The 22,659-nt window shown below is 54.9% G+C and carries 24 protein-coding genes; 14 read left to right on the top strand and 10 right to left on the bottom strand.

Translation table 11 applies throughout. From position 1 onward, the window contains the following. A complete protein-coding gene (gene ltaE / locus AAGR22_RS08345; protein WP_345831259.1) occupies positions 1-1,068 on the top strand; it encodes a low-specificity L-threonine aldolase in 1,068 nt (355 codons plus the stop codon). On the opposite strand, the gene AAGR22_RS08340 is transcribed toward ltaE, so the two are convergent. Then, on the bottom strand, positions 1,028-1,870 hold the full coding sequence (locus AAGR22_RS08340; protein WP_345831258.1) for an N-acetylmuramoyl-L-alanine amidase: 843 nt from the start codon (positions 1,868-1,870) through the stop codon (positions 1,028-1,030). The two genes, ltaE and AAGR22_RS08340, sit on opposite strands and share 41 nt — an antisense overlap. Before the next feature lie 128 nt (positions 1,871-1,998). Between AAGR22_RS08340 and AAGR22_RS08335 the strand changes: the two genes are divergently transcribed. The 6 genes from AAGR22_RS08335 to AAGR22_RS08310 all read left to right on the top strand — a co-directional run bounded on the left by AAGR22_RS08335 (position 1,999) and on the right by AAGR22_RS08310 (position 6,533). After that, entirely contained in the window at positions 1,999-2,541 is a 543-nt protein-coding gene (locus AAGR22_RS08335) for a lipoprotein (protein ID WP_345831257.1), read from the top strand. Positions 2,542-2,796: 255 nt separating this feature from the next. Beyond that, positions 2,797-3,525 carry an arginine ABC transporter ATP-binding protein ArtP gene (gene artP, locus AAGR22_RS08330; protein WP_345831256.1) on the top strand — a complete coding sequence of 243 codons (729 nt, stop codon included), beginning with the start codon at positions 2,797-2,799 and terminating at the stop codon, positions 3,523-3,525. 14 nt (positions 3,526-3,539) lie between these two features. Beyond that, positions 3,540-4,271, top strand: coding sequence for an arginine ABC transporter substrate-binding protein (artJ, locus tag AAGR22_RS08325; RefSeq protein WP_345831255.1), 732 nt, complete (start codon positions 3,540-3,542; stop codon positions 4,269-4,271). 7 nt (positions 4,272-4,278) lie between these two features. Next, positions 4,279-4,995 (top strand): arginine ABC transporter permease ArtQ, encoded by a 717-nt coding sequence (gene artQ / locus AAGR22_RS08320; RefSeq protein ID WP_345831254.1) that lies wholly within the window; start codon positions 4,279-4,281, stop codon positions 4,993-4,995. After that, on the top strand, positions 4,995-5,663 hold the full coding sequence (gene artM / locus AAGR22_RS08315) for an arginine ABC transporter permease ArtM (RefSeq protein WP_345831253.1): 669 nt from the start codon (positions 4,995-4,997) through the stop codon (positions 5,661-5,663). The genes artQ and artM overlap by 1 nt, the downstream gene beginning before the upstream one ends. Before the next feature lie 126 nt (positions 5,664-5,789). Further along, positions 5,790-6,533 carry a transporter substrate-binding domain-containing protein gene (locus AAGR22_RS08310; protein ID WP_345831252.1) on the top strand — a complete coding sequence of 248 codons (744 nt, stop codon included), beginning with the start codon at positions 5,790-5,792 and terminating at the stop codon, positions 6,531-6,533. Positions 6,534-6,599: 66 nt separating this feature from the next. Here the strand turns inward: AAGR22_RS08310 and potI are convergent, their stop codons facing one another. The 4 genes from potI to potF form a co-directional block, all read right to left on the bottom strand. Continuing rightward, complete coding sequence (gene potI, locus AAGR22_RS08305) at positions 6,600-7,445, bottom strand: putrescine ABC transporter permease PotI (protein WP_067702761.1); 846 nt, start codon at positions 7,443-7,445, stop codon at positions 6,600-6,602. After that, positions 7,442-8,395, bottom strand: a complete 954-nt coding sequence (potH, locus tag AAGR22_RS08300) for a putrescine ABC transporter permease PotH (RefSeq protein WP_345831251.1) — start codon at positions 8,393-8,395, stop codon at positions 7,442-7,444. The genes potI and potH overlap by 4 nt, the downstream gene beginning before the upstream one ends. 9 nt (positions 8,396-8,404) lie before the next feature. Further along, entirely contained in the window at positions 8,405-9,538 is a 1,134-nt protein-coding gene (gene potG, locus AAGR22_RS08295) for a putrescine ABC transporter ATP-binding subunit PotG (protein WP_067702759.1), read from the bottom strand. A gap of 144 nt (positions 9,539-9,682) precedes the next feature. Continuing rightward, positions 9,683-10,792: a spermidine/putrescine ABC transporter substrate-binding protein PotF gene (gene potF, locus AAGR22_RS08290; RefSeq protein ID WP_067703683.1), complete on the bottom strand. Its 1,110-nt coding sequence runs from the start codon at positions 10,790-10,792 to the stop codon at positions 9,683-9,685. A gap of 225 nt (positions 10,793-11,017) precedes the next feature. On the opposite strand from potF, the gene AAGR22_RS08285 reads away from it, so the two are divergent. Beyond that, complete coding sequence (locus tag AAGR22_RS08285) at positions 11,018-11,176, top strand: hypothetical protein (protein WP_345831250.1); 159 nt, start codon at positions 11,018-11,020, stop codon at positions 11,174-11,176. Between the two features lie 38 nt (positions 11,177-11,214). Here the strand turns inward: AAGR22_RS08285 and AAGR22_RS08280 are convergent, their stop codons facing one another. Further along, on the bottom strand, positions 11,215-11,700 hold the full coding sequence (locus AAGR22_RS08280) for a YbjN domain-containing protein (protein ID WP_345831249.1): 486 nt from the start codon (positions 11,698-11,700) through the stop codon (positions 11,215-11,217). A 142-nt stretch (positions 11,701-11,842) separates the two neighbouring features. Continuing rightward, on the bottom strand, positions 11,843-12,565 hold the full coding sequence (gene nfsA, locus AAGR22_RS08275) for an oxygen-insensitive NADPH nitroreductase (protein ID WP_345831248.1): 723 nt from the start codon (positions 12,563-12,565) through the stop codon (positions 11,843-11,845). 275 nt (positions 12,566-12,840) lie between these two features. Between nfsA and AAGR22_RS08270 the strand changes: the two genes are divergently transcribed. Further along, positions 12,841-13,104, top strand: a complete 264-nt coding sequence (locus AAGR22_RS08270; RefSeq protein WP_067702747.1) for a GrxA family glutaredoxin — start codon at positions 12,841-12,843, stop codon at positions 13,102-13,104. A 125-nt stretch (positions 13,105-13,229) separates the two neighbouring features. Here the strand turns inward: AAGR22_RS08270 and ybjM are convergent, their stop codons facing one another. After that, the gene (ybjM, locus tag AAGR22_RS08265) at positions 13,230-13,643 is read right to left on the bottom strand and encodes an inner membrane protein YbjM (RefSeq protein ID WP_345831247.1); all 414 of its coding nucleotides are present in this window, start codon (positions 13,641-13,643) and stop codon (positions 13,230-13,232) included. A 232-nt stretch (positions 13,644-13,875) separates the two neighbouring features. On the opposite strand from ybjM, the gene AAGR22_RS08260 reads away from it, so the two are divergent. The 4 genes from AAGR22_RS08260 to AAGR22_RS08245 all read left to right on the top strand — a co-directional run bounded on the left by AAGR22_RS08260 (position 13,876) and on the right by AAGR22_RS08245 (position 18,797). After that, complete coding sequence (locus AAGR22_RS08260; RefSeq protein WP_067702738.1) at positions 13,876-15,564, top strand: aspartate:alanine antiporter; 1,689 nt, start codon at positions 13,876-13,878, stop codon at positions 15,562-15,564. Between the two features lie 211 nt (positions 15,565-15,775). After that, complete coding sequence (locus AAGR22_RS08255) at positions 15,776-16,510, top strand: phosphatase PAP2 family protein (protein WP_345831246.1); 735 nt, start codon at positions 15,776-15,778, stop codon at positions 16,508-16,510. Between the two features lie 5 nt (positions 16,511-16,515). After that, a complete protein-coding gene (gene ybjG / locus AAGR22_RS08250; RefSeq protein WP_067703680.1) occupies positions 16,516-17,121 on the top strand; it encodes an undecaprenyl-diphosphate phosphatase in 606 nt (201 codons plus the stop codon). A gap of 392 nt (positions 17,122-17,513) precedes the next feature. After that, complete coding sequence (locus AAGR22_RS08245; RefSeq protein WP_345831245.1) at positions 17,514-18,797, top strand: HAAAP family serine/threonine permease; 1,284 nt, start codon at positions 17,514-17,516, stop codon at positions 18,795-18,797. 59 nt (positions 18,798-18,856) lie between these two features. On the opposite strand, the gene AAGR22_RS08240 is transcribed toward AAGR22_RS08245, so the two are convergent. Then, positions 18,857-20,059: a serine hydrolase gene (locus AAGR22_RS08240; protein WP_345831244.1), complete on the bottom strand. Its 1,203-nt coding sequence runs from the start codon at positions 20,057-20,059 to the stop codon at positions 18,857-18,859. A gap of 274 nt (positions 20,060-20,333) precedes the next feature. Here AAGR22_RS08240 and AAGR22_RS08235 point away from each other — a divergent pair, with 274 nt between their 5' ends. Further along, a complete protein-coding gene (locus AAGR22_RS08235) occupies positions 20,334-20,990 on the top strand; it encodes an HAD family hydrolase (RefSeq protein WP_345831243.1) in 657 nt (218 codons plus the stop codon). 156 nt (positions 20,991-21,146) lie between these two features. On the opposite strand, the gene AAGR22_RS08230 is transcribed toward AAGR22_RS08235, so the two are convergent. Next, positions 21,147-22,274, bottom strand: coding sequence for a PQQ-dependent sugar dehydrogenase (locus AAGR22_RS08230; RefSeq protein WP_345831242.1), 1,128 nt, complete (start codon positions 22,272-22,274; stop codon positions 21,147-21,149). Positions 22,275-22,659: the final 385 nt, after the last annotated feature.

Here is a 22,659-nt window from a genome sequence, read left to right as displayed (position 1 = left end):
ATGATTGATTTACGCAGTGATACCGTCACTCAACCGAGCCAGCCGATGCTGTCTGCCATGATGACTGCCGAAACCGGCGATGACGTTTACGGCGATGACCCAACAATGCGTGCGCTGGAAGCGAAAGCCGCCGCGATTAGCGGGAAAGAGGCCGCGCTGTTTATGCCCAGCGGAACCCAGGCCAATCTGGTGGCGCTACTGTGCCACTGTCAGCGCGGGGAAGAGTATATTGTCGGACAGCTGGCGCATAATTATAAGTATGAAGCGGGTGGAGCCGCCGTTCTGGGCAGTATTCAGCCCCAGCCCATTCTGGCCGCTGCCGACGGTACCCTGCCACTCGATGTTGTGGAGCAGTTTATCAAGCCGGACGATTTCCACTTTGCTATCACCCGACTGCTCAGCCTGGAAAATACCCATAATGGCAAGGTGCTACCGCTAAGCTATCTGGCGCAGGCCTGGGAATTTACGCGACCTCACCGCCTGGCGCTGCATATCGACGGTGCACGTATTTTCAACGCCAGCGTGGCGCTGAACGTGCCGCTGACCGACATTACCCGCTACTGCGATACGCTGACCATTTGCCTGTCGAAAGGGCTGGGAACCCCGGTCGGGTCGCTGCTGTGCGGCAGCGCCGACTATATTCAACGCGCGCGCCGCTGGCGCAAAATGACCGGCGGCGCCATGCGACAGGTGGGGATTCTGGCGGCGGCGGGCCTGTATGCGCTTGAGCATAACGTCACGCGCCTGCGGGAGGACCACGATAATGCCGCCTGGCTGGCTGAGCAGCTGCGGGGGATCGGCGTGAACGTGATGGGTCAGGATACCAATATGGTGTTTGTCCGCCTGCCGGATGCACAGGTGGCCCCGCTTAAAAGCTGGATGCGCAAGCACGACATTGTGCTAAGCACCGGGCCGGTCACCCGCCTGGTTACGCATCTGAATATCGATCGTCCCGCCCTGGAGAAGCTGACAGACCACTGGCAGGCTTTCCTGGCGCAGCAGCCTCCGGGACAAACTGTCCACCCCGCTACGCCTGCTCCGAGCCATACTTATCCAGCAGCGCCTTAACAATGGCTTCGCTCTGGGCGTCCGGCAGGCCCCGATAGTCCTCCGGCCGGAAGTGCATCTGGAAGGCAGCAATCACCTGCTGCTGCTGCTGTGCTGACATGCCGGGCGTGACCTGGTAGCCGTAGCGCGCCAGTAACGTCAGCAATGGTCCCGCATCAACCGCCTGCTCAGGCGGCCTGCCTGCAAGCCAGAACGCGACCCGATCGGCGTCTGGCCAGGCACCCACGCCCTGGCTCGCCAGCCACTGCCAGGGAAACAACGGGCCGGGGTCCTGCTTGCGCTGCGGGGCAATATCGCTGTGCCCCACCACGTTTTGCGGCAAAATGCCGTAGCGATGGATGATATCCCGCGACAGCGGCACCAGCGCCGCGATTTGCGGGGCAGCGAACGGGTACCACTCGCGTCCGTGGAGCGCCGAGCGGTGATAGCCCTGATTCTCCAGTTCTATCCCCACCGAGGTATCGTTTATGCGGGTTGCTCCGCGCCAGTAGCTGCTGCCCGCATGCCATGCCAGCAGCTCTTCAGGAACCAGTTGGGATACGGTCGGCTGCCCCCCCTTCCGTGGCGGAGCCGCAGCGATCAGGTAATGTACGCTGACCTCGCGATCGGTCAGGATAGCCAGTGAAGTGGGGTAATCCTGCGCGGTATAGTGGATCACCAGCATTTTGATACGCGGCCGTGCCCCCAGAGCATGTTGACGCGAATCCACCACGTATCCCGCGTGCCGCTCCAGCCCCGTCGGGCTACAGGCACTCAGCATCAGGGCCAGAGTTGTCAGCAAAAGGGGCGTTAAAAATTTCATTTTCCCTACCTTTGGATGTTGATTCCGGCGGTAACCCAGCGGCTTCGTAAGCGTCTATACTTTATGCTAAAACAACGTCATTACTTTATGCTAAAACAACATCATCCCGAAACAATAAGGAAAATAAGATGAAATACCAGGCGATCGCCGTTTTGGCTCCGCTGGCGCTGCTGCTGAGTGCCTGTACCACGGTACAACCGGCGTACAAGGATATCGGAACCCGGATGAGTCCCTGCGTTGATGGTGGCCCGGATACCGTAGCGCAGAAATTCTATGACCTGCGCACCGGGCAGCCAACCCAGGGCTTACCTGATGCCCAGCTGTTGGCAAAATATCGCCCCTATCTCAGTGACAAGCTGTATCAGACGCTGCTGAAAGCCAGTGGTGAAGACGGCAGGGATCCCGCCCTGATGCAGGGAGATATCTTCTCCAGTCTGCCAGCCGGACCGGATTCAGCCAGCGTGGCTGATGCCTCAACCATTCCGAATACTGATGCACGTAATATTCCGCTGCGCGTCTCACTTAGCCGCAACGGTAGCAAGCCGGTGGAATGGCAGGATGAAGTGCTGATGGTGCGTGAAGGCACCTGCTGGGCGGTTGATGATATTCGCTATACCAGTCAGGCTCCCCACCTGGACGGTGGATCATTAAGCCAGCGACTGCTGAAATAGTTCTGCTCCATGCCGCCGCCTGGCGGCATGGGTATTACTGACCTGTTCATCCATCAGCATAGTGTTCCCATTTCCCTGCCTGCACCCGCCAGTCGACGGTTCCTGTTCCCTGCCGTCCCACATCCGTTGCCTGGGCATTCGCTCTAAATGACTGCCCTTTTATAGCGGATGTTAACTCTATATCTGCACAATGATTGCATAACTATGCCGTCAACGTTAAGATTCGCAGAATCAATTGCTATTCACTTATTGCGCATGAGTATTCAACTTAACGGAATTAACTGCTTTTACGGTGCCCACCAGGCACTGTTCGATATTCAGCTCACCTGCCCCGAGGGCGAGACGCTGGTTTTGCTGGGTCCAAGCGGTGCCGGTAAGAGCTCCCTGCTGCGCGTGCTTAACCTGCTGGAGATGCCCCGTTCCGGCACTCTGAGCATTGCCGGTAATCACTTCGACTTCAGTAAACCCCCGTCTGAGAATGCTATCCGCGAGCTGCGTCAGAATGTGGGAATGGTATTCCAGCAATATAATCTGTGGCCGCATCTGACGGTAATGCAGAACCTGACTGAAGCCCCCTGCCGCGTGCTGGGGCTGGGTAAAGACGCAGCGCGAGCCCGGGCGGATAAGCTGCTTGAGCGCCTGCGCCTGACAAAATTTGCCGATCGCTTCCCGCTGCACCTCTCTGGCGGCCAGCAGCAGCGCGTAGCCATTGCCCGGGCGCTGATGATGGAGCCAGCCGTGCTGCTGTTCGACGAGCCGACCGCCGCGCTGGATCCTGAAATTACCGCGCAAATTGTCTCCATCATTCAGGAGCTGGCCCAGACCCGGATCACTCAGGTGATTGTGACCCATGAGGTTGAAGTTGCCCGTAAAACCGCCACCCGCGTGGTCTATATGGAAAATGGTTTTATTGTTGAACAGGGTGATGCCAGTCGTTTTTCACAGCCGCAGACCGATGAGTTTGCCCACTATCTCTCGCATTAATGCAGGACATCATAATGAAAAAAATCGTACTTGCCGCGCTGTTAGCGGGTTTAAGCCTGAGTGCTACCGCCGCAGAAACCATTCGTTTTGCCACTGAGGCGTCCTATCCTCCGTTTGAATTTGTCGACTCTGATAACAAGATCCAGGGATTTGACGTCGATCTGGCAAATGCACTCTGCCGCGAAATGAACGCGACCTGCACCTTTACCAATCAGGCTTTTGACAGCCTGATCCCAAGCCTCAAATTCCGCCGTTTTGATGCCGTAATGGCCGGGATGGACATCACCGCCGAGCGCGAAAAGCAGGTGTTGTTCACTAAGCCGTATTACGATAATTCTGCGCTGTTTATTGCGCAGAAAGGCAAAGTGGCTTCCGTCGAAGCCCTGAAAGGCAAGCGCGTTGGCGTACAGAATGGCACCACCCATCAGCGCTATCTGGCGGATAAAATGAGCGGCGTCACCACCGTTCCTTACGACAGCTACCAGAATGCCGTTCTCGACCTGAAAAACGGTCGCATTGATGCGGTATTCGGTGATACCGCCGTGGTAAATGAGTGGCTGAAGCAGAATGCCAATCTGGCTTCGGTCGGCGATAAGGTTACCGATAAAGCCTATTTCGGCACGGGTCTCGGCATTGCCGTGCGCCAGGGGAATACCGACTTACAGGGTAAATTCAACGCCGCGCTCGAGAAAATCAAAGCCGACGGTACCTTCAAGACGATCTACAGCAAATGGTTCCAGCAGTAATTCCTGAATGAGCGAACTCTATCCTCTCGCAAGCGCCGCCGGTATGACCGTCGGCCTTGCTGTTTCTGCGCTGATCCTCGGTCTGATACTGGCGATGCTATTTGCTGCCTGGGAATCGGTTCGCTGGCGTCCTTTCGCCTGGATCGGCACGGGGCTGATGACCCTGTTTCGTGGCCTGCCAGAGATTCTGGTCGTGCTGTTTGTCTATTTCGGTGCTTCCCAGCTGCTGCTGACGCTGTCGGACGGCTTTACGCTCAATTTTGGCTTCTTCAGGCTGCCCGTCCAGGTGCAGATTGAGAATTTCGACGTCAGTCCGTTTCTCTGCGGGGTCATTGCGCTTTCCCTGCTCTACGCCTCTTATGCCTCGCAGACCCTGCGCGGCGCGCTGAAAGCGGTACCGCTGGGGCAGTGGGAGTCGGGTCAGGCGCTGGGCATGAAAAGAGCGGCGATTTTTTTCCGGCTGATCCTGCCGCAAATGTGGCGACATGCGCTGCCGGGCCTGGGCAACCAGTGGCTGGTGCTGCTGAAGGATACTGCGCTGGTTTCGCTGATAAGCGTCAATGACATTATGTTGCAGACCAAAAGTATTGCAGCCCGCACGCAGCAGCCTTTTACCTGGTATCTGGTTGCCGCAGCAATTTATCTGGTGGTGACCCTGCTGAGTCAGCAGGTATTGAAACGCCTTGATGCGCGCGCCACGCGTTTTGAGCAGGGGAATATCTGATGCTGAGCTATCTGCCTGACCTGCTGAAAGGACTGCATACCAGCCTGACGCTAACCGCCGCCTCGCTGGCGCTGGCGCTGCTTTTAGCCCTGCTGTTTACGGTGATGCTTGCGCTTAAAACACCGGTGCTAAGCCTGCTGGTGCGCGGCTATATCACTCTCTTTACCGGTACACCGCTGCTGGTGCAGATCTTTTTGATCTACTACGGCCCCGGTCAGTTCCCGTCACTCCAGTCAATCCCCTGGCTATGGCATTTTCTGTCCCAGCCCTGGCTTTGCGCCCTGCTGGCACTCTCTCTCAACAGTGCGGCCTACACCACCCAGCTGTTTTATGGTGCCGTACGCGCTATTCCCGCCGGTCAGTGGCAATCCTGCGCGGCGCTGGGAATGGATCGCAAAAATACGCTGCGTATTTTGCTGCCGTATGCATTGAAACGCGCCCTCTCCTCCTGGTCAAACGAGGTGGTGCTGGTATTCAAAGGGACGTCACTGGCTTATACCATTACGCTGATGGAGGTCATGGGCCAGGGTCAGCTGTTATATGGTCGCACCTATGACGTCACTGTGTTTGCCGCAGCGGGCCTGATTTATCTGTGTGTCAATGGCCTGCTGACGCTGCTTATGCGGTTTATCGAGCATCGCGCGCTGGCCTTTGAACGCCGTAACTAACCTTCCCGGTGGGTAGCCACCGGGAATCGTCGGGTAAAAGCCCTTCTTTGTGGGCTAATCCTGGGATAGCTCCCTTTCCGCCTGCGGCATACTGGGTCGCTGAAATAACGCAAGGACCGTTACCCCATGCTTAAAATCGCTCTGGCCCTGGTGCTTGCCTGTCTCAGCATCCAGGCAGAAGCCGGGTCTTCTCTGCGCTTCGCGACTTCCGGTAACAACCCTCCTTTTGAGTATCTGAACGACCGTAATCAGCTGGTGGGATTTGATATCGATCTGGCAAACGCGCTTTGTCAGCGCCTGAAGAGAAGCTGCCTCTTTACCAATAATACCTTTGACCGCCTGCTGCCTTCTCTTAAATATCATCACGATGATGCCATTATCTCCGGTATGGATATAACCGATGATCGCCAGAACGAGGTTGACTTTACCCAGCCCTATATAGGTAACTCAAGCCTGATGGTCGTGCCAAAAGGACGCTTCTGGCAAATTGCCCAGCTCAAAGGCAAACGCGTGGGGGTACGCAATCTCTCCACGCAGCAGGCCTACCTGCGGGACAGATGGCCTGAGATCATTGCGGTGACCTACGACAGCTACCAGAATGCTCTGCTGGATATCAGTAAGCATCGGCTGGATGGGATCATCGGCGATACGGTAGTGATTAGAAGCATGCTGAAAGTGCATCCGCAGCTGGCGACGGTGGGAGGGGAGATTTCCGACAGTCGCTACTTCGATAACGGGATGGGCATCGCAGTGCGCAAAGGGGATGACGAACTGCTAAACGCCCTGAATCAGGCCCTCCAGAGCCTGACCGGGGACGGTACCGTACGCCGGCTGGCGCTGCACTGGTTTGAGCCCGCGCAGCAGGAGTAGCAGCGGCCCTCCTACAGTTTACCCGTCCCTGCGTTTACCCGTCCCTGCGTTTACCCGTACCTGCACTTACCCGCCCCTGCGCGCCCGCTGAATATCCCTCAGCCGCTGCTTCTCTTCGTACGCCATAAATCGCCAGGCGATAAAACCGACGATGCCGACGACAAACAGGATCAGCGACGCCAGCGCATTAATTTCCGGATTCACGCCCCGGCGCACGGTGGCAAAAATTTGCATCGGCAGCGTGGTCGCCCCCGGTCCGGTGACAAAGCTGGCGATCACCAAATCATCCAGCGACAGCGTAAACGCCAGCAGCCAGCCGGTTACCATCGCTGGCGCAATCATGGGCAGCGTTATCACAAAGAAAACCTTAAGCGGCGCAGCGCCCAGGTCCATCGCGGCCTCCTCAATCGAGCGATCCAGCTCGCGCAGGCGGGCATTAATCACTACCGCCACATAGGCCGTACAAAAGGTCACATGGGCCAGCCAGATGGTCAGCATCCCGCGGTCGGCGGGCCAGCCAATGGCATGTCCCATTGCCACGAAGAGCAACAGCAGCGACAGGCCGGTTATCACATCCGGCATCACCAGCGGCGCAGTGAGCATAAAGGCGAAGCCGGTAGACCCTTTAAAGCGGCCAAAGCGCACGATGACCACGGCAGCAAGGGTGCCTAACAGCAGCGCCGCCGTCGCCGCCAGCGCGGCAATGCTCAGGCTTAGCGCCACGGCATCGATCATCGCGTCATCGTGAAACAAAACCTGATACCAGTGCAGCGAGAAACTCTCCCAGGCGGCAAGCTGCGATGAATTAAACGAATAGAAGACCAGCAGTGCCATCGGCGCATACAGGAAAAAAAAGCCCACTATCAGGATCGCGGTACGCCACGGCGAGCGGATTGTTGGCAGGCTGCTCATCCCTTTTCCCCCATCTCTTTATTCTGATGCTTGTGAAACCAGATGATAGGCAGGATGAGGATCAGCAGAATAATCACCGCCAGCGCGGAGGCGACCGGCCAGTCGCGATTGTTGAAAAACTCCTGCCAGAGCACGCGCCCAATCATTATGCTGTCAGGGCCGCCCAGCAGTTCGGGTATCACATACTCGCCAACGGCGGGAATAAATACCAGCATCGATCCGGCAATAATGCCGCCCTTCGTCAGCGGCACAATCACCTGGAAGAAGGTTTTCAGCGGGCGGGCGCCCAGATCCAGGGAAGCTTCCACCAGCGAATAGTCGATACGCGTTAGCGCGGTGTACAGCGGCAGCACCATAAACGGCAGGTAGCAGTAAACAATGCCAATGTAGACTGCGAGGTTGGTATAAAGAATGGCCAGCGGATGATCGATAATACCTGTCCACATAAGAAAACGATTAAGAATGCCATTATTATTCAGAATGCCCATCCAGGCATATACCCGTACCAGAAACGAGGTCCAGGAGGGCAGGATAATCAGCAGCAGCAGAATATTACGGGTGCCAGGTGCGCTATGTGCGACAGCCCACGCCAGCGGATAACCGATCAGCAGGCAGATAATCGTCGACACCGCCGCCACCTGCAATGAGTGTAGATAAGCATCCACATACAGCGGATCGTCAGTCAGGGTCAGATAATTGCCAACGTTCAGCACCATCTGGAGCTGGCCGTCTGCCCAGGTGACCAGATCGGTATAGGGCGGGATCGCGCGGGCGATATCGGCAAAGCTAATTTTAAGCACAATCAGGAAGGGCAGCAGGAACAGCAGCACCAGCCAGAGCCACGGCAGGGCAATTACCAGCCGTCGCCCCTGCCGCCTCTGTAGGCGATCAACGACAATGCCGAAGCGGCCCTGCGGACGGGCGGCGTGTTTCATCTCAGGTTCAGCCATCGCGCCCCCCTATACCGTCAGTACGACGCAGCTGTCGGCATCCCAGCGGAGACGCACTTCATCACCCCAGGTCGGAACGTCCTGGCGGAAGCGATGGGCATTTTGTAGCTGGGCAATGACGGTCTGGCCACTGCGCAATCTGACGTGATAGACCGAGAGATCGCCAAGGTAGGCGATGTGTACCACCTCCCCCACTGCCACATTGCTCTGCTCAGCAGGGATCTCATCGCACAGCATCACTTTTTCCGGGCGAAGCGCAACGTGAACCGGCACGCCATCCACCACCGAAGCATCAGTGCTGACTTTTAACGGTGAAAGCAGTCCCGGACAGTCGATCAGCAGACCATCGGGCTGGCGCTCGCGGAGCAGGCCCTCAAACAGATTTACCGTGCCAATAAATCCGGCGCTGAAGCGCGTGGTCGGGTGCTCATAAATCTCTTCCGGCTCACCAATCTGCACAAACTTGCCGCGATTCATAATCGCGATGCGTCCGGCCATGGTCATCGCCTCTTCCTGATCGTGGGTGACCATTACGCAGGTGGCGCCCACGCGCTCAAGGATATCAACCACTTCAAGCTGCATACGGTCGCGCAGTTTTTTATCCAGCGCCCCCATTGGCTCATCCAGCAGCAGCAGCTTAGGCCGCTTAGCCAGGCTGCGGGCCAGTGCGACCCGCTGACGCTGTCCACCTGAGAGCTGGTGCGGCTTGCGGCTGCGGTACTCCTGCATATGCACCAGCGCCAGCATCTCTGCCACCCGGCTGGCAATTTCCTCTTTCGGCAGGCGGTCCTGCTTCAGGCCGAAGGCAATGTTCTGCTCAACGGTCATATGCGGAAACAGCGCATAGGACTGAAACATCATATTAACCGGCCGCTGATAGGGCGGTACGTGTGAAAGATCCTGCCCGTCCAGCACAATCTGGCCGGAGGTCGGCGGTTCAAAGCCCGCCAGCATCCGCAGCAGCGTTGATTTCCCGCAGCCAGACGGGCCGAGCAGTGCAAAAATTTCGCCTTTATAAATGGTCAGATTGACATCATCTACCGCGTGTTGCCCATCGAAAGATTTAGTCAGGTTGCGGATCTCAAGCAGCGGGGTCAGGGCCCTGGCTGCTTTAGGTTGCGGACGGACAATAGCCTCATTCACTAACTTAACTCTCCGGCACTCTGAGGATTACGGCCAGTACGCCGTATGAAAGAGAGGGCAGAGGCTATTTAACGCCTCTGCGGTGTGAGCTTTACGCTGGCGGCGGTTATCTGCCGCGTTATATGAGCGTTGCCCGGGCGGCCGTTACTTGCCGCTTTTAACGCGCGTCCACGCGCGGGTGCGTACGCGGTCCAGTTTCGGATCCTGTACCTTCAGCACAAAGAGTTTCGCCATTGTCTCGGGCGTGGGGAAGATGCCCGGATTATTGCGGATATCCGCACTGATAAAGGGCAGCGATGCCTTATTACCATTAGCGTAGAACACCTTGTTGGAGATGTCGGCAATGACCTTTGGTTCCAGTAAATAATTCAGGAACTGATAGGCCTCATCGACATTTTTAGCATCTTTAGGAATAGCCAGGGTATCGAAGAAGGCCAGCGCCCCCTCTTTTGGAATACTGTAGGCAATATTGACGCCGTTTTTCGCATCAGCCGCGCGTTTCTTCGCCTGCAATACATCCCCGGCCCAGCCGATCGCCACACAGGTATTCCCGTTGGCAAGGTCGTTTATATACTGAGACGAGTGGAAGTAGCGAATATTAGGCCGGAGTTTCATCAGCAGATCCGTTGCCGCCCCCGAGTAATCTTTGGCATCGCTACTGTTAGGATCTTTACCGAGGTAGTTAAGCACGGTGGCAAAAATCTCTTCCGGCGCATCCAGGAATGAGACGCCGCAGCTTTTCAGTTTTTCGAGATTTTCCGGCTTAAGCACCAGATCCCAGCTGTTAACCGGCGCATCTTTACCCAGCGCGGCCTTCACCTTATCAACGTTGTAACCAATGCCCGTGGTCGCCCACAGGTAGGGAATGGCGAATTTATTACCCGGATCGTGCTGTTCCAGCTTCTTCAGCAAATCGGGATCGAGGTTGTTATAGTTTGGCAGCTTGCTTTTATCCAGCGGCTGAAATACCCCGGACTGAAGCTGACGGGCGAGAAAGCTGGACGAAGGCACCACCACATCGTAGCCGGTACTGCCCGCCATCAGTTTGCCTTCCAGCACTTCATTAGAGTCAAAAACGTCATACACCACGTGGATCCCGCTCTGCTTTTCAAAGCCGGGAACCGTATCGGGTGAAATATAATCAGACCAGTTATACACGTGCAGCGTCTTATCGGCCGCGCCAGCACCCGCTGAAACGGCCAGCAGCACGGCAGCCGCCACGCCCGACAGCCACTTTTTAGGTTGATTAAGCATATTTTCCATTCTCCGCACCAGAGGTAACCACAGCTTTTTCAAACAAGCAAAACGGCAGACGCCCGGCACGGCAGGGGCAATCAGTGAATGTTTATTCACTCTGCCGCCGGGATGAAAAACGCCAGCCCAGTCTACGTCATGCATATAACGTTGCTTCGCAAGAATAGTCCTCAGTGGCACTGGAGGCCAGCCCCTGGCGTAAAAAACAGCATTTATCGAATTTTCATGCACTTTCCCTCTACGGGATCGGCCAGACCCGGCCTGAGTGACGATAAATATCTGGTAGTAAAGGGCATTCGGCAGGATAAAAAAGGGTTTAAGGCAGGAACGGTGCAGGCTGGCGTGAAGATTAGAGTTAACCGCCTGCTAAAAGAAGGCGGTTAGACAGAGAGTAAGGCGTACAGGATGACTAAGCGGACCGGTTAATGGAGTAGCGCGTGTGAGCTGACAATCGCGCTGCGATCCTCTTCGTCGTCATCGCCGACCACCAGTAGCTGATTAGCAAAGGCTTCCAGCACCACCATTGAAATCTGCTCTTCACTCTGCTTCATAAAGTGCGCGAACTGGCCATAGGTCACCCCCGCCGTGACATTCAGCGACTGACAGACAATCAGCTTGGGCAGATTATCATCCTGAATATCGACAAAAGCCTTTACGGTCAGCGAGGATGCATTGATTTGTGACAGGTCGCCTACCAGCGGGATAAGCGCGGTCGGTTTAACTTCTGCAAGCGCGGAAAACAGGATGACGCCATCCATAAGATCGAGCTTGGCATCAAATACCCCATCAAAATTTTGCATATGCGGCAGATGGAGCGCCTGGCACGAGTCACACTCAAACCAGGTGATGCTTTGCTGATCCAGCCAACGTCGTATTACGTCAATATCTGGAACGACGAGTGAATCCATGTGATTTGTCTCATACCGCCTTAAAATTGCGCCCTAGCTTACGGAAAAATGCGGTCAAACACCACGACTGCGACGTAAATAAGCACTCGCTCGCGCGTTTTCAGACAGAAACCAGGGCGCTCCTCTCAGACGACTTTCACTACTAGCGCGTTGCCCAGCCCTGCTGATGCAGATACGCCAGCATAAACGGACGGCTCTCTTTGATAATCGTCTTCTGGATATGCTCGCTCCAGCTCTCGCGACGCGGGTTACTTTCGCGCGTGAGGTAATACTCTTCCTGCGCGTTGTCGTAGTCCGCCAGCACCTGAGGATCGATCGGCTGATAGCGGTTTTCATGGACCAGCATCGCCGTCGGCATCCGTGGTTTATGCTGCGGAGCCTGATCCGGGGTGCCGAGGCAGAGACCGAATAGCGGCAGAACATATTTAGGCAGGCCCAGCAGCTCGGTCACCTCGGCGATGGCATTGCGAATGCCGCCGATAAATACGCCGCCCAGCCCTAATGACTCGGCGGCGACCATGGCATTTTGCCCCATCAAGGCGGTATCGACGCAGCCAAGCAGCAGTTGCTCAGCCAGCCCCAGCTGCGCGTCCGGGCAAATTTGCTGATTACGATTGAAATCGGCGCAGAACACCCAGAACTCCGCTGCCTGGCCGACATACTTCTGACCGCCGGTCAGCGTAACCAGCTGTTCGCGCAGCTGCGGATGGGTGATACGGATAATCGATGAGCACTGCAAAAAGCTGGAGCTTGAAGCCGACTGTGCCGCATTAAGAATCGCCTCGCGCTGGTCATCTGCAATGGGTTTGTCCGTAAAGGCGCGAATTGAGCGGTGGGAGCAAAGCAGCTCGATGGTTGGCGTCATGGTGCACTCCTGTTTTACGCGCGACGGCGTAGTGAAAGCGTTGATACACTGAGGAGACCAAGGGTAGCAGGTGCAGCGGTTACGGGTAACGTTGAAAATGTATAATTCCTTGTCAAACCGCCGCAGCCCCCGCCAATCGCCCTATAGCCTGTGCAAATCAATGCGACAGGCAATACCTTCTTCCCTTATCCATTTGATGCGGGCATCATAGGCACCAGCGACCTATAAGATGTGATCTACATCACATATAAAATTTCGACCCTGAGGAGAAACACATGTTTGCAGTCATTTTTGGACGCCCGGCCTGCCCATACTGTGTACGTGCGAAAGAGCTGGCAGAGAAACTTACCGAAGAGCGTGAAGACTTCAACTTCCGCTATGTGGATATCCATGCTGAGGGGATCACCAAAGCCGACCTGGAGAAAACCGTGGGTAAGCCGGTTGAAACCGTGCCGCAGATTTTCCTCGATCAGACCCATATCGGCGGCTGCACAGAGTTTGAAGCCTACGCCAAAGAGAACCTGGGCCTGTTCCAGTAATCACGCAGAATTCCGCTGCGCCCCGCGCTGAGGGGGCAGCCATAAAAAGAGGGCCGATACCGTATCGGCCCTCTTTTTTTACGCCTTAACTGCCCTGAGTGCATATCTTTGCCCGTCCGGGACGGTTAATCGTGCTGATGCGTAATCAATGAACGACACAGCATCACGACAAGCGCCCCGGAACCACACCAAAACACCCCGCTGGTCATAAACGCCAGCTCCTGAAGCAGCGCGATGCACCCGCTAAAAAGGCGCAGATGCAGAATCAGCAGGCAGCATGGCGTCGCCAGCAGCGGGCCTAACAGGGCTACCGTCAGCGGAGATTCTTTGGTGGTTAGCGCCGCAATCGCACCGGGGATAGCAAACATCAGCAGACCCAGCTGCGCATGAGAATAGGCGTGCGTTTCGCTACCCATTTCATAACGTACCGCCAGAAAAATGACGCAATAAAGGATAAAACAGCCTGCCACGCCCATCCAGGACACACCTTTAAACACCACAGGATCTTCTCCCGGCAATTTATCTCGTATGCTGGCCACAATAGTCCACCGCCTTGTCTCTGTTAAAGAAGTTACAAAGAACCGCGTAAATGAGCGCGGCTTTTACTGGCTGAAAAAGAGTGAAGCGATTAAAATGGCGACCGTTTTACAGATGCTGAACTGTAATACGCGGATAATCCTGAACGTTGCCGCTGCTCTGACGGCAGCGCGTTAAATCTAGCGCAAAAAACCCTTTTTTTCAACACGTTACTAGTAAATAAGAAGTTAAACCGTGAATATAAACGTCGCAGAGTTGTTAAGTGGAAATGACATTCTGTTATTATTTGTCGTTCTGGCTCTTGGGCTATGCCTGGGTAAACTGCGGCTTGGCTCTGTCCAACTGGGCAATTCCATTGGCGTTTTAGTGGTTTCTCTTCTGCTCGGCCAGCAGCATTTTGGTATCAATACCAACGCCCTTAATCTGGGCTTTATGTTATTTATTTTTTGCGTTGGCGTCGAAGCCGGACCTAACTTTTTCTCAATTTTCTTCCGCGACGGCAAAAATTATTTGATGCTGGCTACGGTGATGGTTGGCAGCGCAGTCATTATTGCGCTTGGGCTGGGAAAACTGTTTGGCTGGGACATCGGACTGACTGCCGGCATGCTGGCAGGCTCAATGACCTCCACGCCGGTGCTGGTCGGCGCGGGCGATACGCTGCGACAAACGCTGCACGCCGGACCGTTGCTGACTCAGGCGCAAAATAATCTTAGCCTCGGCTACGCGCTCACCTACCTGGTGGGGCTGGTGAGTCTGATCGTTGGCGCACGCTATATGCCGAAGATGCAGCATCAGGATCTTCCCACCAGTGCTCAGCAGATTGCCCGCGAACGCGGCCTGGACCCTGACAGTCAGCGCAAAGTTTATCTGCCTGTCATCCGCGCCTACCGCGTCGGCCCTGAGCTGGTCGCCTGGACCGATGGCAAAAATCTGCGTGAACTTGGTATCTATCGCCATACGGGCTGCTATATCGAACGCATCAGACGTAACGGCATTCTCGCCAGTCCGGACGGTGACGCCGTGCTGCAACAGGGCGATGAGATCTCTCTGGTAGGCTATCCCGATGCGCACTCCCGCCTTGATCCCAGCTTTCGCAATGGCAAAGAAGTCTTCGATCGCGATCTGCTGGACATGCGGATCGTTAATGAAGAGATCGTGGTTAAAAATAATAATGCGGTGAATAAACGTCTTAGCCAGCTCAAGCTAACCGATCACGGCTGCTTTCTTAACCGGGTTATTCGCAGTCAGATAGAAATGCCAATAGACGACAGTATTATTCTGAATAAAGGCGACGTCTTACAAATAAGCGGTGAGGCACGACGCGTTAAATCCGTCGCTGACCGCATAGGATTTATCTCAATTCACAGTCAGGTCACCGATCTTCTCGCCTTTTGCGCCTTTTTCATTATCGGGCTGATGATTGGTATGATCACTCTGCAATTCAGTAACTTTAATTTTAGTATTGGTAATGCCGCCGGGTTATTATTTTCCGGGATCCTGCTCGGCTTTCTGCGCGCCAACCATCCCACCTTCGGTTATATCCCGCAGGGGGCGCTGACGATGGTGAAGGAGTTTGGCCTGATGGTCTTTATGGCGGGCGTGGGGCTGAGTGCAGGAAGCGGCTTGTCGCATGGCCTGGGAGATACCGGCCTGCTGATGCTGGGGGCGGGCCTGGTGGTGAGTCTGCTGCCGGTGGTTATCAGCTTTATGTTCGGCGCCTGGGTGCTTAAAATGAACCGCGCCCTGCTATTTGGTGCCATTATGGGTGCCCGCACCTGCGCCCCGGCAATGGAAATTATCAGTGATACCGCCCGCAGTAACATTCCTGCCCTTGGCTACGCCGGTACCTATGCCATTGCTAACGTTTTGCTCACCTTAGCCGGGACGCTAATCGTTATAATCTGGCCAATGGCAGGCGGTTAAAAAATATTTAGGAATTTCTGAGAACTTTTAATTAAGCGCGCAGTCCTAATTAGTGCCACTGCTTTTCTTTGAAATCCCCAAATTGTGGAGCCCGTTAATCGAATGATTAGCGGGTTTTTTTCTTTCTGCCACTCATCCCCCTCCCTGTTCTTAATGTTTCCTTAATCGCATTTCAGCACCATGCATTTTTGTCTTCATGAAAAACTCGCTTATGTCACTGCCCTTGATCCTTAACAAACGCACAACCGCTTTACCAATTAGGAATAGGTCTGTTTACCTTTTACCTGTTCGCTTTTACCTTATCCAGCTGTTATGGCTCGCGATTGCCGCCGTCCTGTTTACGTGGATATCGCGAGATGGCCGCTGGGATATGGCTATCAGCCGTGAATGGTTCGACCCGCTCACGCAGCAGTTTCCGCTAAAGGAGAATCGCTGGCTCAATCTGATAAACCATACGCTGCTGAAGGATACGGTGATTGTGCTGGCGGTGGTGGCCCTGATGGCGGGTATCGTCAGGCGGAACAGCAGACTGATATTGGTCACGGTGTTGATCGGCGTCGGCCCGCTGGTTGTCGGGATCCTTAAAGCGACCAGCGCGCACTCCTGCCCCTGGGATCTGATCGAATTTGGCGGCAAGGCAGTCTCTTACCCGCTGTTTTCGGCCATACCGCCGGGGAGCGGCCCGGGTGACTGTTTCCCGGGCGGTCATGCGTCAAGCGGCTTTGGCGTGATGGCGCTATTTTTCTGGTTCTGGCCACAGCGGCCAAAACTGGCCTGGCTCTGTTTTTTTGTCGGCGCTGCGCTGGGGATGCTAATGGGTTTTGGTCAGATTATGCGCGGCGCGCACTTTTTGTCTCACAATTTATGGGCTGGCTGGTGGGTTTGGCTAAGCCAGTGTTTTACTTTCGGATGCGTTTCGTATCTGCTTAATATGACGAGGAAATAATCATGATGGAAGAGCTAAACCGGACGCTGTTTCTCTGGATCAACGCCACACCAGAGTCGCCCGGATGGCTGATCACCCTGGCAACCCTTATTGCCCGCGATCTGATTGCAATCGTGCCAGTGCTTATCGTTGCACTGTGGCTCTGGGGGCCCAAAGGCCAGCTGAACTCTCAGCGCGAACTGGTGTTGAAAACCGGTATCGCACTGGGCTATGCGCTCACTATCTCATGGTGTATTGGCAATCTGTACCCGCATCCGCGTCCCTTTATGATCGGCCTGGGCTATCAGTTTCTGCATCATGCGCCCGATGACTCTTATCCAAGCGATCACGGCACGGCAATTTTTACCTTTGCCATTGCCTTTATGTGCTGGCATCGCGTCTGGTCCGGCATCATGCTGATGCTGATCGGGGCGGCCATCGCCTGGTCACGAATTTATCTCGGCGTACACTGGCCGATGGATATGCTCGGCGGCCTGCTGGTTGGCATGCTCTCCTGCCTGTTCGCTCAGGTGGCCTGGTATTTCTGCGGCAGACGACTGCTGGAAAATATCTCCTGGCTCTATCGCGTAGTCTTTGCGTTCCCTATCCGTAAAGGCTGGGTGCGCGACTAACGTGATAAAAAAGGGTGGAACAGGTTTTCATCCTAAGCTTTCTTCTCCGCATGATATTAGCGGGTTACGATGTAGCCCGCTGATAAAATCCGCAAACAGCCCACGATTTAATCAATCAAACCCGTCGATAACTCAGTTTTATACACCAGTAAAACCCCGTCCAGCCAGCGATTAAACCCCATCAATAACGCGCGACCAGTATATAACCCCAGAAACATTGTCATAACTGTGATTAGGATCGCCAGAAACTCCCTTCTGCCCTCTTCCTTCTTCTCATTCTGGTGGTAGAGTGTCGCCGTCTCGGGAAAAGAGTGAACTAAATTGCGCGACCGCATCAGGTGATATCGCAGGCAGGAGCGGTTTACTTCACTGTTTTTAATATGGAGATCATTATGGAATCATCTAAGGCGGCCACGCTTAATGTGCCGGTAGCAGAAGAGGCTGCGGCCTGGCGCAAAAGCGATACGATGTGGATGCTGGGCCTGTACGGGACGGCAATAGGAGCAGGCGTACTTTTTCTACCGATCAACGCCGGTATTGGCGGACTTATCCCACTGGTCATCATGGCGCTGCTGGCATTTCCCATGACCTTTTTTGCTCACCGCGGCCTGTGTCGCTTTGTTCTCTCCGGTAAAAGCCGCGGCGAAGACATCACCGGCGTGGTGGAAGAGCATTTTGGTGCCGGTGCCGGGAAGCTGCTGACCCTGCTCTATTTCTTTGCCATCTATCCTATCCTGCTGGTCTATAGCGTGGCGATCACCAACACCGTGGAGAGCTTTCTCACCCATCAGCTACACCTAACGGCTCCGCCGAGGGCGCTGCTGGCGCTGATCCTGATCGTCGGGCTGATGACCATCGTGCGCTTTGGTAAAGAGATGATCGTGAAGACCATGAGCGTGCTGGTCTATCCTTTTGTGCTGGTGCTGATGGCGCTGGCACTCTGTCTGATCCCGCACTGGAACAGCTCTATATTCCAGCACGTCAGCATGGCGGGCAGCGGTAAAGGGCTGTGGATGACGCTGTGGCTGGCCATTCCGGTGATGGTTTTTTCCTTTAACCACTCGCCGATTATCTCCGCCTTCGCCGTTGCAAAACGTGAAGAGTATGGCGACTACGCTGAGAAGAAGTGTTCGCGCATTCTTGCCCGCAGCCATCTGATGATGGTGCTAACGGTGATGTTTTTCGTCTTCAGCTGCGTGCTCAGCCTGTCACCAGCGAACCTTGCCGAAGCGAAAGCACAAAATATTTCGATTCTTTCCTACCTGGCTAACCATTTCGATACCCCGCTGATGGCCTGGCTGGCGCCCGTTATTGCGATGGTGGCAATCACTAAATCCTTTCTTGGGCACTATCTTGGCGCGCGGGAAGGCTTTAACGGCCTGATGGTAAAATCGCTTGGCAAACGAGGGAAGGATCTTTCCGAGCATAAGCTGAACAGAATCACCGCCCTCTTTATGCTGCTGACCACCTGGCTGGTGGCGACGCTAAACCCGAGTATCCTGGGGATGATTGAAACCCTGGGCGGCCCGATTATCGCGATTCTGCTGTTTCTGATGCCGATGTATGCCATCCATAAGGTGCCGGCCATGCGCCAGTACAGCGGTAAAATCAGCAACCTGTTTGTGGTGCTGGTGGGTCTGATTGCCATCTCTGCCATCGCCTGGGACCTGTTTTAGCTGTAACAAAAGAGCGGCCACGCAGGCCGCTCTTTCTTACTCACCATTATTGCTGCCGGTCAGGAAAACCACTTCCCAAACACGCTACTCAGCTTCATCATTACGAAATCCCAGGCGCGACTGAAAAAGCCCCCCTCTTCGACTGCCTCCATCGCCACCAGCGGCCGTTGTTCAATCGTCTTGCCGTTGAGCTGGAAGTCGATGACGCCAACCTGCTGATTTTTCTTAAGCGGCGCGGTGAGCTGCGGCTGAGAGAGCGTAAAGCTGGCTTTCAGATTTTTCATCTGTCCCTTAGGCAGAGTAATCGCTGCATCCTTCGCAACGCCGAGATTGACCTCTTTTTTATCGCCAAACCAGACCCGCTGGGTGGAAAAAGGCTTGTCGGCCTTGATCGGCGTAACGGTTTCGTAAAAACGGAAGCCCCAGGTCAGCAGCTTTTCACTCTCACGAAAGCGAATACCGTCGGTCGCCGCGCCCAGCACCACGGAGATCAGTCGCTGATCGCCATCCGTCGCCGAGGCGACAAGATTATTTCCCGCGCCGTTGGTATGGCCAGTTTTAATGCCGTCTACCTTAAGGTTAGTGCTCCACAGCAGGCGATTGCGGTTGTACTGGCGAATATGGTTAAAGGTGAACTCTTTCTCTTTATGCAGGGCGTACTCTGCCGGAACGTCGCGAATTAGCGCCTGGCCAATCAGCGCCATATCGCGCGCGGTACTGTACTGCCCGTCAGAATCCAGGCCATGCACGGTTTTGAAATGGGTATTTTGCAGGCCCAGCGCCTTAACGTAATTGTTCATCAGCCCGACAAATGCATCCTGGCTACCCGCCACATAGTCGGCCAGCGCAATGCTGGCATCGTTGCCGGACTGGATAATAATGCCCTTATTCAGTTCGGAGACCGGAATGCGATCGCCAGGCTTCAGAAACATCAGCGACGAGCCCTGCAGGATAGGATTGCCGGTTGCCCAGGCATCTTTGCCCACGGTGACCATATCGTCGTTGGTAATTTTACCCGACCTGAGCGCCTGTCCGGCCACATAGCTGGCCATCATTTTGGTCAGGCTGGCGGGATCGAGACGATCGTCAGCATGAGATTCCGTCAGCACTTTGCCGCTGTTGTAATCCATCAGGATCCAGGCTTTCGCATTGATTTCGGGCGGAGCAGGTGCCTCTTCTGCATGGGCAAAAGATAAGGTTAGCAGCATTAATGACGCGGAGGCGGAGAGCGTGTAGCTTACGGAGATGAGCGATTTCTTCATGGTGGGACCAGATATCCATTTGAAAGGTAAGAATTTTCACAGCGATGACGGGCACATGTCCTGCTACGCTATCGTTTCTATGCTCAAATTTGAACAGCAGTAGAGTAAAGATTTTTAGAGTTTATTAGATAATAACCTGACAATGACATCGAAGTGGCGGTTTTTTCGCCTTCACCGCCAGCGAAACCAGGCTAAATTCCGAATTTTTCCAAAACAGTTAAGTGCATCACATAATTCCGTTACCCTGAGGTCAATCTGGCTTAGGAGCAACACCATGGATTTAGCCCTTTTCGACCTTGATGAAACCCTTATTAGTGAAGACAGCACCGGTTTGTGGCTACGCTGGCTGGTCTCCCAGGGGTTTGCTCCACCTGAGCTGATCGAGCAGGAGCAGGCACTGATGGAACAATACTATGCGGGCTCGCTGTCGATAGAAGCCTATATGCAGACCATCCTGGCACCGCTAGCCGGCATGGGTACGTTAACCGTTTCCGGCTGGGTTCGTCGGTTTGTTCATCGCGATATCCTTCCCCGCGTTTACCCGGCTGCCCGCGAGCGCATGAGCTGGCATCAGCAGCGCGGTGATACCATTCTGGTCATTTCAGCCAGCGGCGAACATCTGGTGACGCCTATCGCGCAGCAGCTTGGCGCTCATGATGCACTGGCCATTGGCGTTGAGATTGTGGATGACCGCTACAGTGGAAAAACCTACGGCACAATGACCTATAAAGAGGGCAAAGTCACCCGCCTGCAGGAGTGGCTTAACGGCCAGCAGAAAGGGAAATTTAACCGCACCTGGGCCTACAGCGACTCGTTAAATGACCTGGCGATGCTGGAACACGCCGATCACGCCTGGGTTATAAACCCGGCCCAGCCCCTGCACACCCTGGCACAGCAGCGTGGCTGGGAAGTGTGCAACTGGGTCAGATAACCCCTTCTGCCGGGCGTGGCGGTGAGATATTACGCCGGGTCAGAGAGCCGCTTCTCAGGACCATGGCGGAGAAATGTAAAGCTGGGTCAGAGAACTGCTTCTCAGGACCATAGCGGAGAAATGTGACACCGGTCAGAGAGCGGCTTCCACAGCGCGCTACTGGCCGGATGACTCCGCCAGACCAACTTTAAGCAGCTTGCCGTCGTTCTCATCCGTCAGCACATACAGGTAGCCATCCGGCCCCGTTCTCACGTCACGGATGCGCTCCTTACGATCGGCCAGCAGGCGCTCTTTTTCCTCAATGTTTTTGCCGTCCACCGTCAGGTGGATCAGGCTCTGCTGCTTAAGCGCGCCGATAAATAAGCCATTTTTCCACTGCGGAAAGCGCGGGCTGTTATAGAACGCCATGCCGCTGATGGCGGGTGACACCTTCCACCAAAACGCAGGCTGCTCGGTGCCTGCCACCCTGCCCCCTTTCGATCCCGGGACTTTTTCCCCGCTGTAGTCAATGCCCCAGGTGGCGAGCGGCCAGCCGTAATTCTTGCCCTTGCTGAGGATATTAACCTCGTCTCCGCCGCGCGGGCCGTGCTCACTTTCCCACATCTCATGCGTCCAGGGGTTTAGCGCCAGCCCCTGAGGATTACGCATCCCCCAGGTCCAGACTTCGCTCCGCGCCCCGGCTTTGCCGACAAAAGGATTATCATTCGGCACGCTACCATCGGCATTCAGCCGTATTACTTTGCCGGTCAGTGACGCGGGATCCTGAGCCGTTTCAGCGTGGAAATTATCGCCAAAGGTAATATAGAGATATCCCTTATCATCAAAGGCCAGCCTGGATCCCAAATTAGCACCGCTGGAGAGCCTCGGCTGCTGGCGAAGGACCACCCGAAAATCTGTAAGCTGGCGGCTGTCCTGGCTTAGCGATCCGTAGCCCACCGCAGCACCTGCCCTGCCCTGACTGTCCGCTTCGGTCCACGTAAGCCAGACGCGACGACTCTGCGTAAAGTCCGGCGCCAGCGCCACGTCAAGCAGGCCACCCTGACGCTGCGCCCACACCTTCGGCACGCCGCTAACCGGCTGTGACAACCCCTTTCCGGGCTGCCAGAGGCGCAGCTGTCCCGCACGTTCGGTAATCAGCATACTCTGGCCATCCGGCATAAACGCCAGCGACCAGGGGTGATCCAATCCTTTCTGCAGCTCTTCTACGGTCACTTTCTGCGCCGCTGCCCCCTGACTCAGGGTCAGCGCGACGGCCAGAAAACTCAATTTAACGAATCGGGACATACCTTTCTCCTGATGGGAAGCATCAGATAAATCTAGTAAAAGGTGTCAAAGCGCGTGGAAGTTTTACAAAACATTAATCGGGGGTTCAGGGGCCGTCGGGGTTGTTTGGGATCGGATAAGTATTTTGACTATCCGATGCCCATATCACCCGATCCCCCATAAGCCCACATTTTATAGCCCAGCGAGGATTATTGTTTGGGATTAATCTTTATCGGCATGCTATAAAAACTTTACCCCCTATTTGCAGTTATTTAGACAAATCATCACATCTCATTATTTCAATTTAATCAGATGGGAATCTAATATTTTTATTAACGAACCAAAAAGTAAAGAAATTCCTGCCGGTATAACCACAACGAAGATGACTCACGTAATATTTCTTGCA

Origin of the sequence: Erwinia sp. HDF1-3R (genome assembly GCF_039621855.1) — a bacterium.
GTDB lineage: Bacteria > Pseudomonadota > Gammaproteobacteria > Enterobacterales > Enterobacteriaceae > Erwinia.
The sequence above is the reverse complement of the archived record's forward strand: the minus strand, read 5'-3'. Positions and strand labels throughout refer to the sequence as shown.

Excerpts from the sequence above, each read along its gene's own strand:
- artP (WP_345831256.1), top strand. The coding sequence starts at position 2,797 with ATGAGTATTCAACTTAACGGAATTAACTGCTTTTACGGTGCCCACCAG.
- AAGR22_RS08285 (WP_345831250.1), top strand. The coding sequence starts at position 11,018 with ATGCACTTTCCCTCTACGGGATCGGCCAGACCCGGCCTGAGTGACGAT.
- potF (WP_067703683.1), bottom strand. The coding sequence starts at position 10,792 with ATGCTTAATCAACCTAAAAAGTGGCTGTCGGGCGTGGCGGCTGCCGTG.
- AAGR22_RS08280 (WP_345831249.1), bottom strand. The coding sequence starts at position 11,700 with ATGGATTCACTCGTCGTTCCAGATATTGACGTAATACGACGTTGGCTG.
- artJ (WP_345831255.1), top strand. The coding sequence starts at position 3,540 with ATGAAAAAAATCGTACTTGCCGCGCTGTTAGCGGGTTTAAGCCTGAGT.
- nfsA (WP_345831248.1), bottom strand. The coding sequence starts at position 12,565 with ATGACGCCAACCATCGAGCTGCTTTGCTCCCACCGCTCAATTCGCGCC.
- artM (WP_345831253.1), top strand. The coding sequence starts at position 4,995 with ATGCTGAGCTATCTGCCTGACCTGCTGAAAGGACTGCATACCAGCCTG.
- artQ (WP_345831254.1), top strand. The coding sequence starts at position 4,279 with ATGAGCGAACTCTATCCTCTCGCAAGCGCCGCCGGTATGACCGTCGGC.
- potI (WP_067702761.1), bottom strand. The coding sequence starts at position 7,445 with ATGAGCAGCCTGCCAACAATCCGCTCGCCGTGGCGTACCGCGATCCTG.
- AAGR22_RS08270 (WP_067702747.1), top strand. The coding sequence starts at position 12,841 with ATGTTTGCAGTCATTTTTGGACGCCCGGCCTGCCCATACTGTGTACGT.
- AAGR22_RS08310 (WP_345831252.1), top strand. The coding sequence starts at position 5,790 with ATGCTTAAAATCGCTCTGGCCCTGGTGCTTGCCTGTCTCAGCATCCAG.
- potH (WP_345831251.1), bottom strand. The coding sequence starts at position 8,395 with ATGGCTGAACCTGAGATGAAACACGCCGCCCGTCCGCAGGGCCGCTTC.
- ybjG (WP_067703680.1), top strand. The coding sequence starts at position 16,516 with ATGGAAGAGCTAAACCGGACGCTGTTTCTCTGGATCAACGCCACACCA.
- AAGR22_RS08240 (WP_345831244.1), bottom strand. The coding sequence starts at position 20,059 with ATGAAGAAATCGCTCATCTCCGTAAGCTACACGCTCTCCGCCTCCGCG.
- ltaE (WP_345831259.1), top strand. The coding sequence starts at position 1 with ATGATTGATTTACGCAGTGATACCGTCACTCAACCGAGCCAGCCGATG.
- AAGR22_RS08335 (WP_345831257.1), top strand. The coding sequence starts at position 1,999 with ATGAAATACCAGGCGATCGCCGTTTTGGCTCCGCTGGCGCTGCTGCTG.
- AAGR22_RS08230 (WP_345831242.1), bottom strand. The coding sequence starts at position 22,274 with ATGTCCCGATTCGTTAAATTGAGTTTTCTGGCCGTCGCGCTGACCCTG.
- AAGR22_RS08255 (WP_345831246.1), top strand. The coding sequence starts at position 15,776 with ATGTCACTGCCCTTGATCCTTAACAAACGCACAACCGCTTTACCAATT.
- AAGR22_RS08340 (WP_345831258.1), bottom strand. The coding sequence starts at position 1,870 with ATGAAATTTTTAACGCCCCTTTTGCTGACAACTCTGGCCCTGATGCTG.
- AAGR22_RS08245 (WP_345831245.1), top strand. The coding sequence starts at position 17,514 with ATGGAATCATCTAAGGCGGCCACGCTTAATGTGCCGGTAGCAGAAGAG.
- AAGR22_RS08235 (WP_345831243.1), top strand. The coding sequence starts at position 20,334 with ATGGATTTAGCCCTTTTCGACCTTGATGAAACCCTTATTAGTGAAGAC.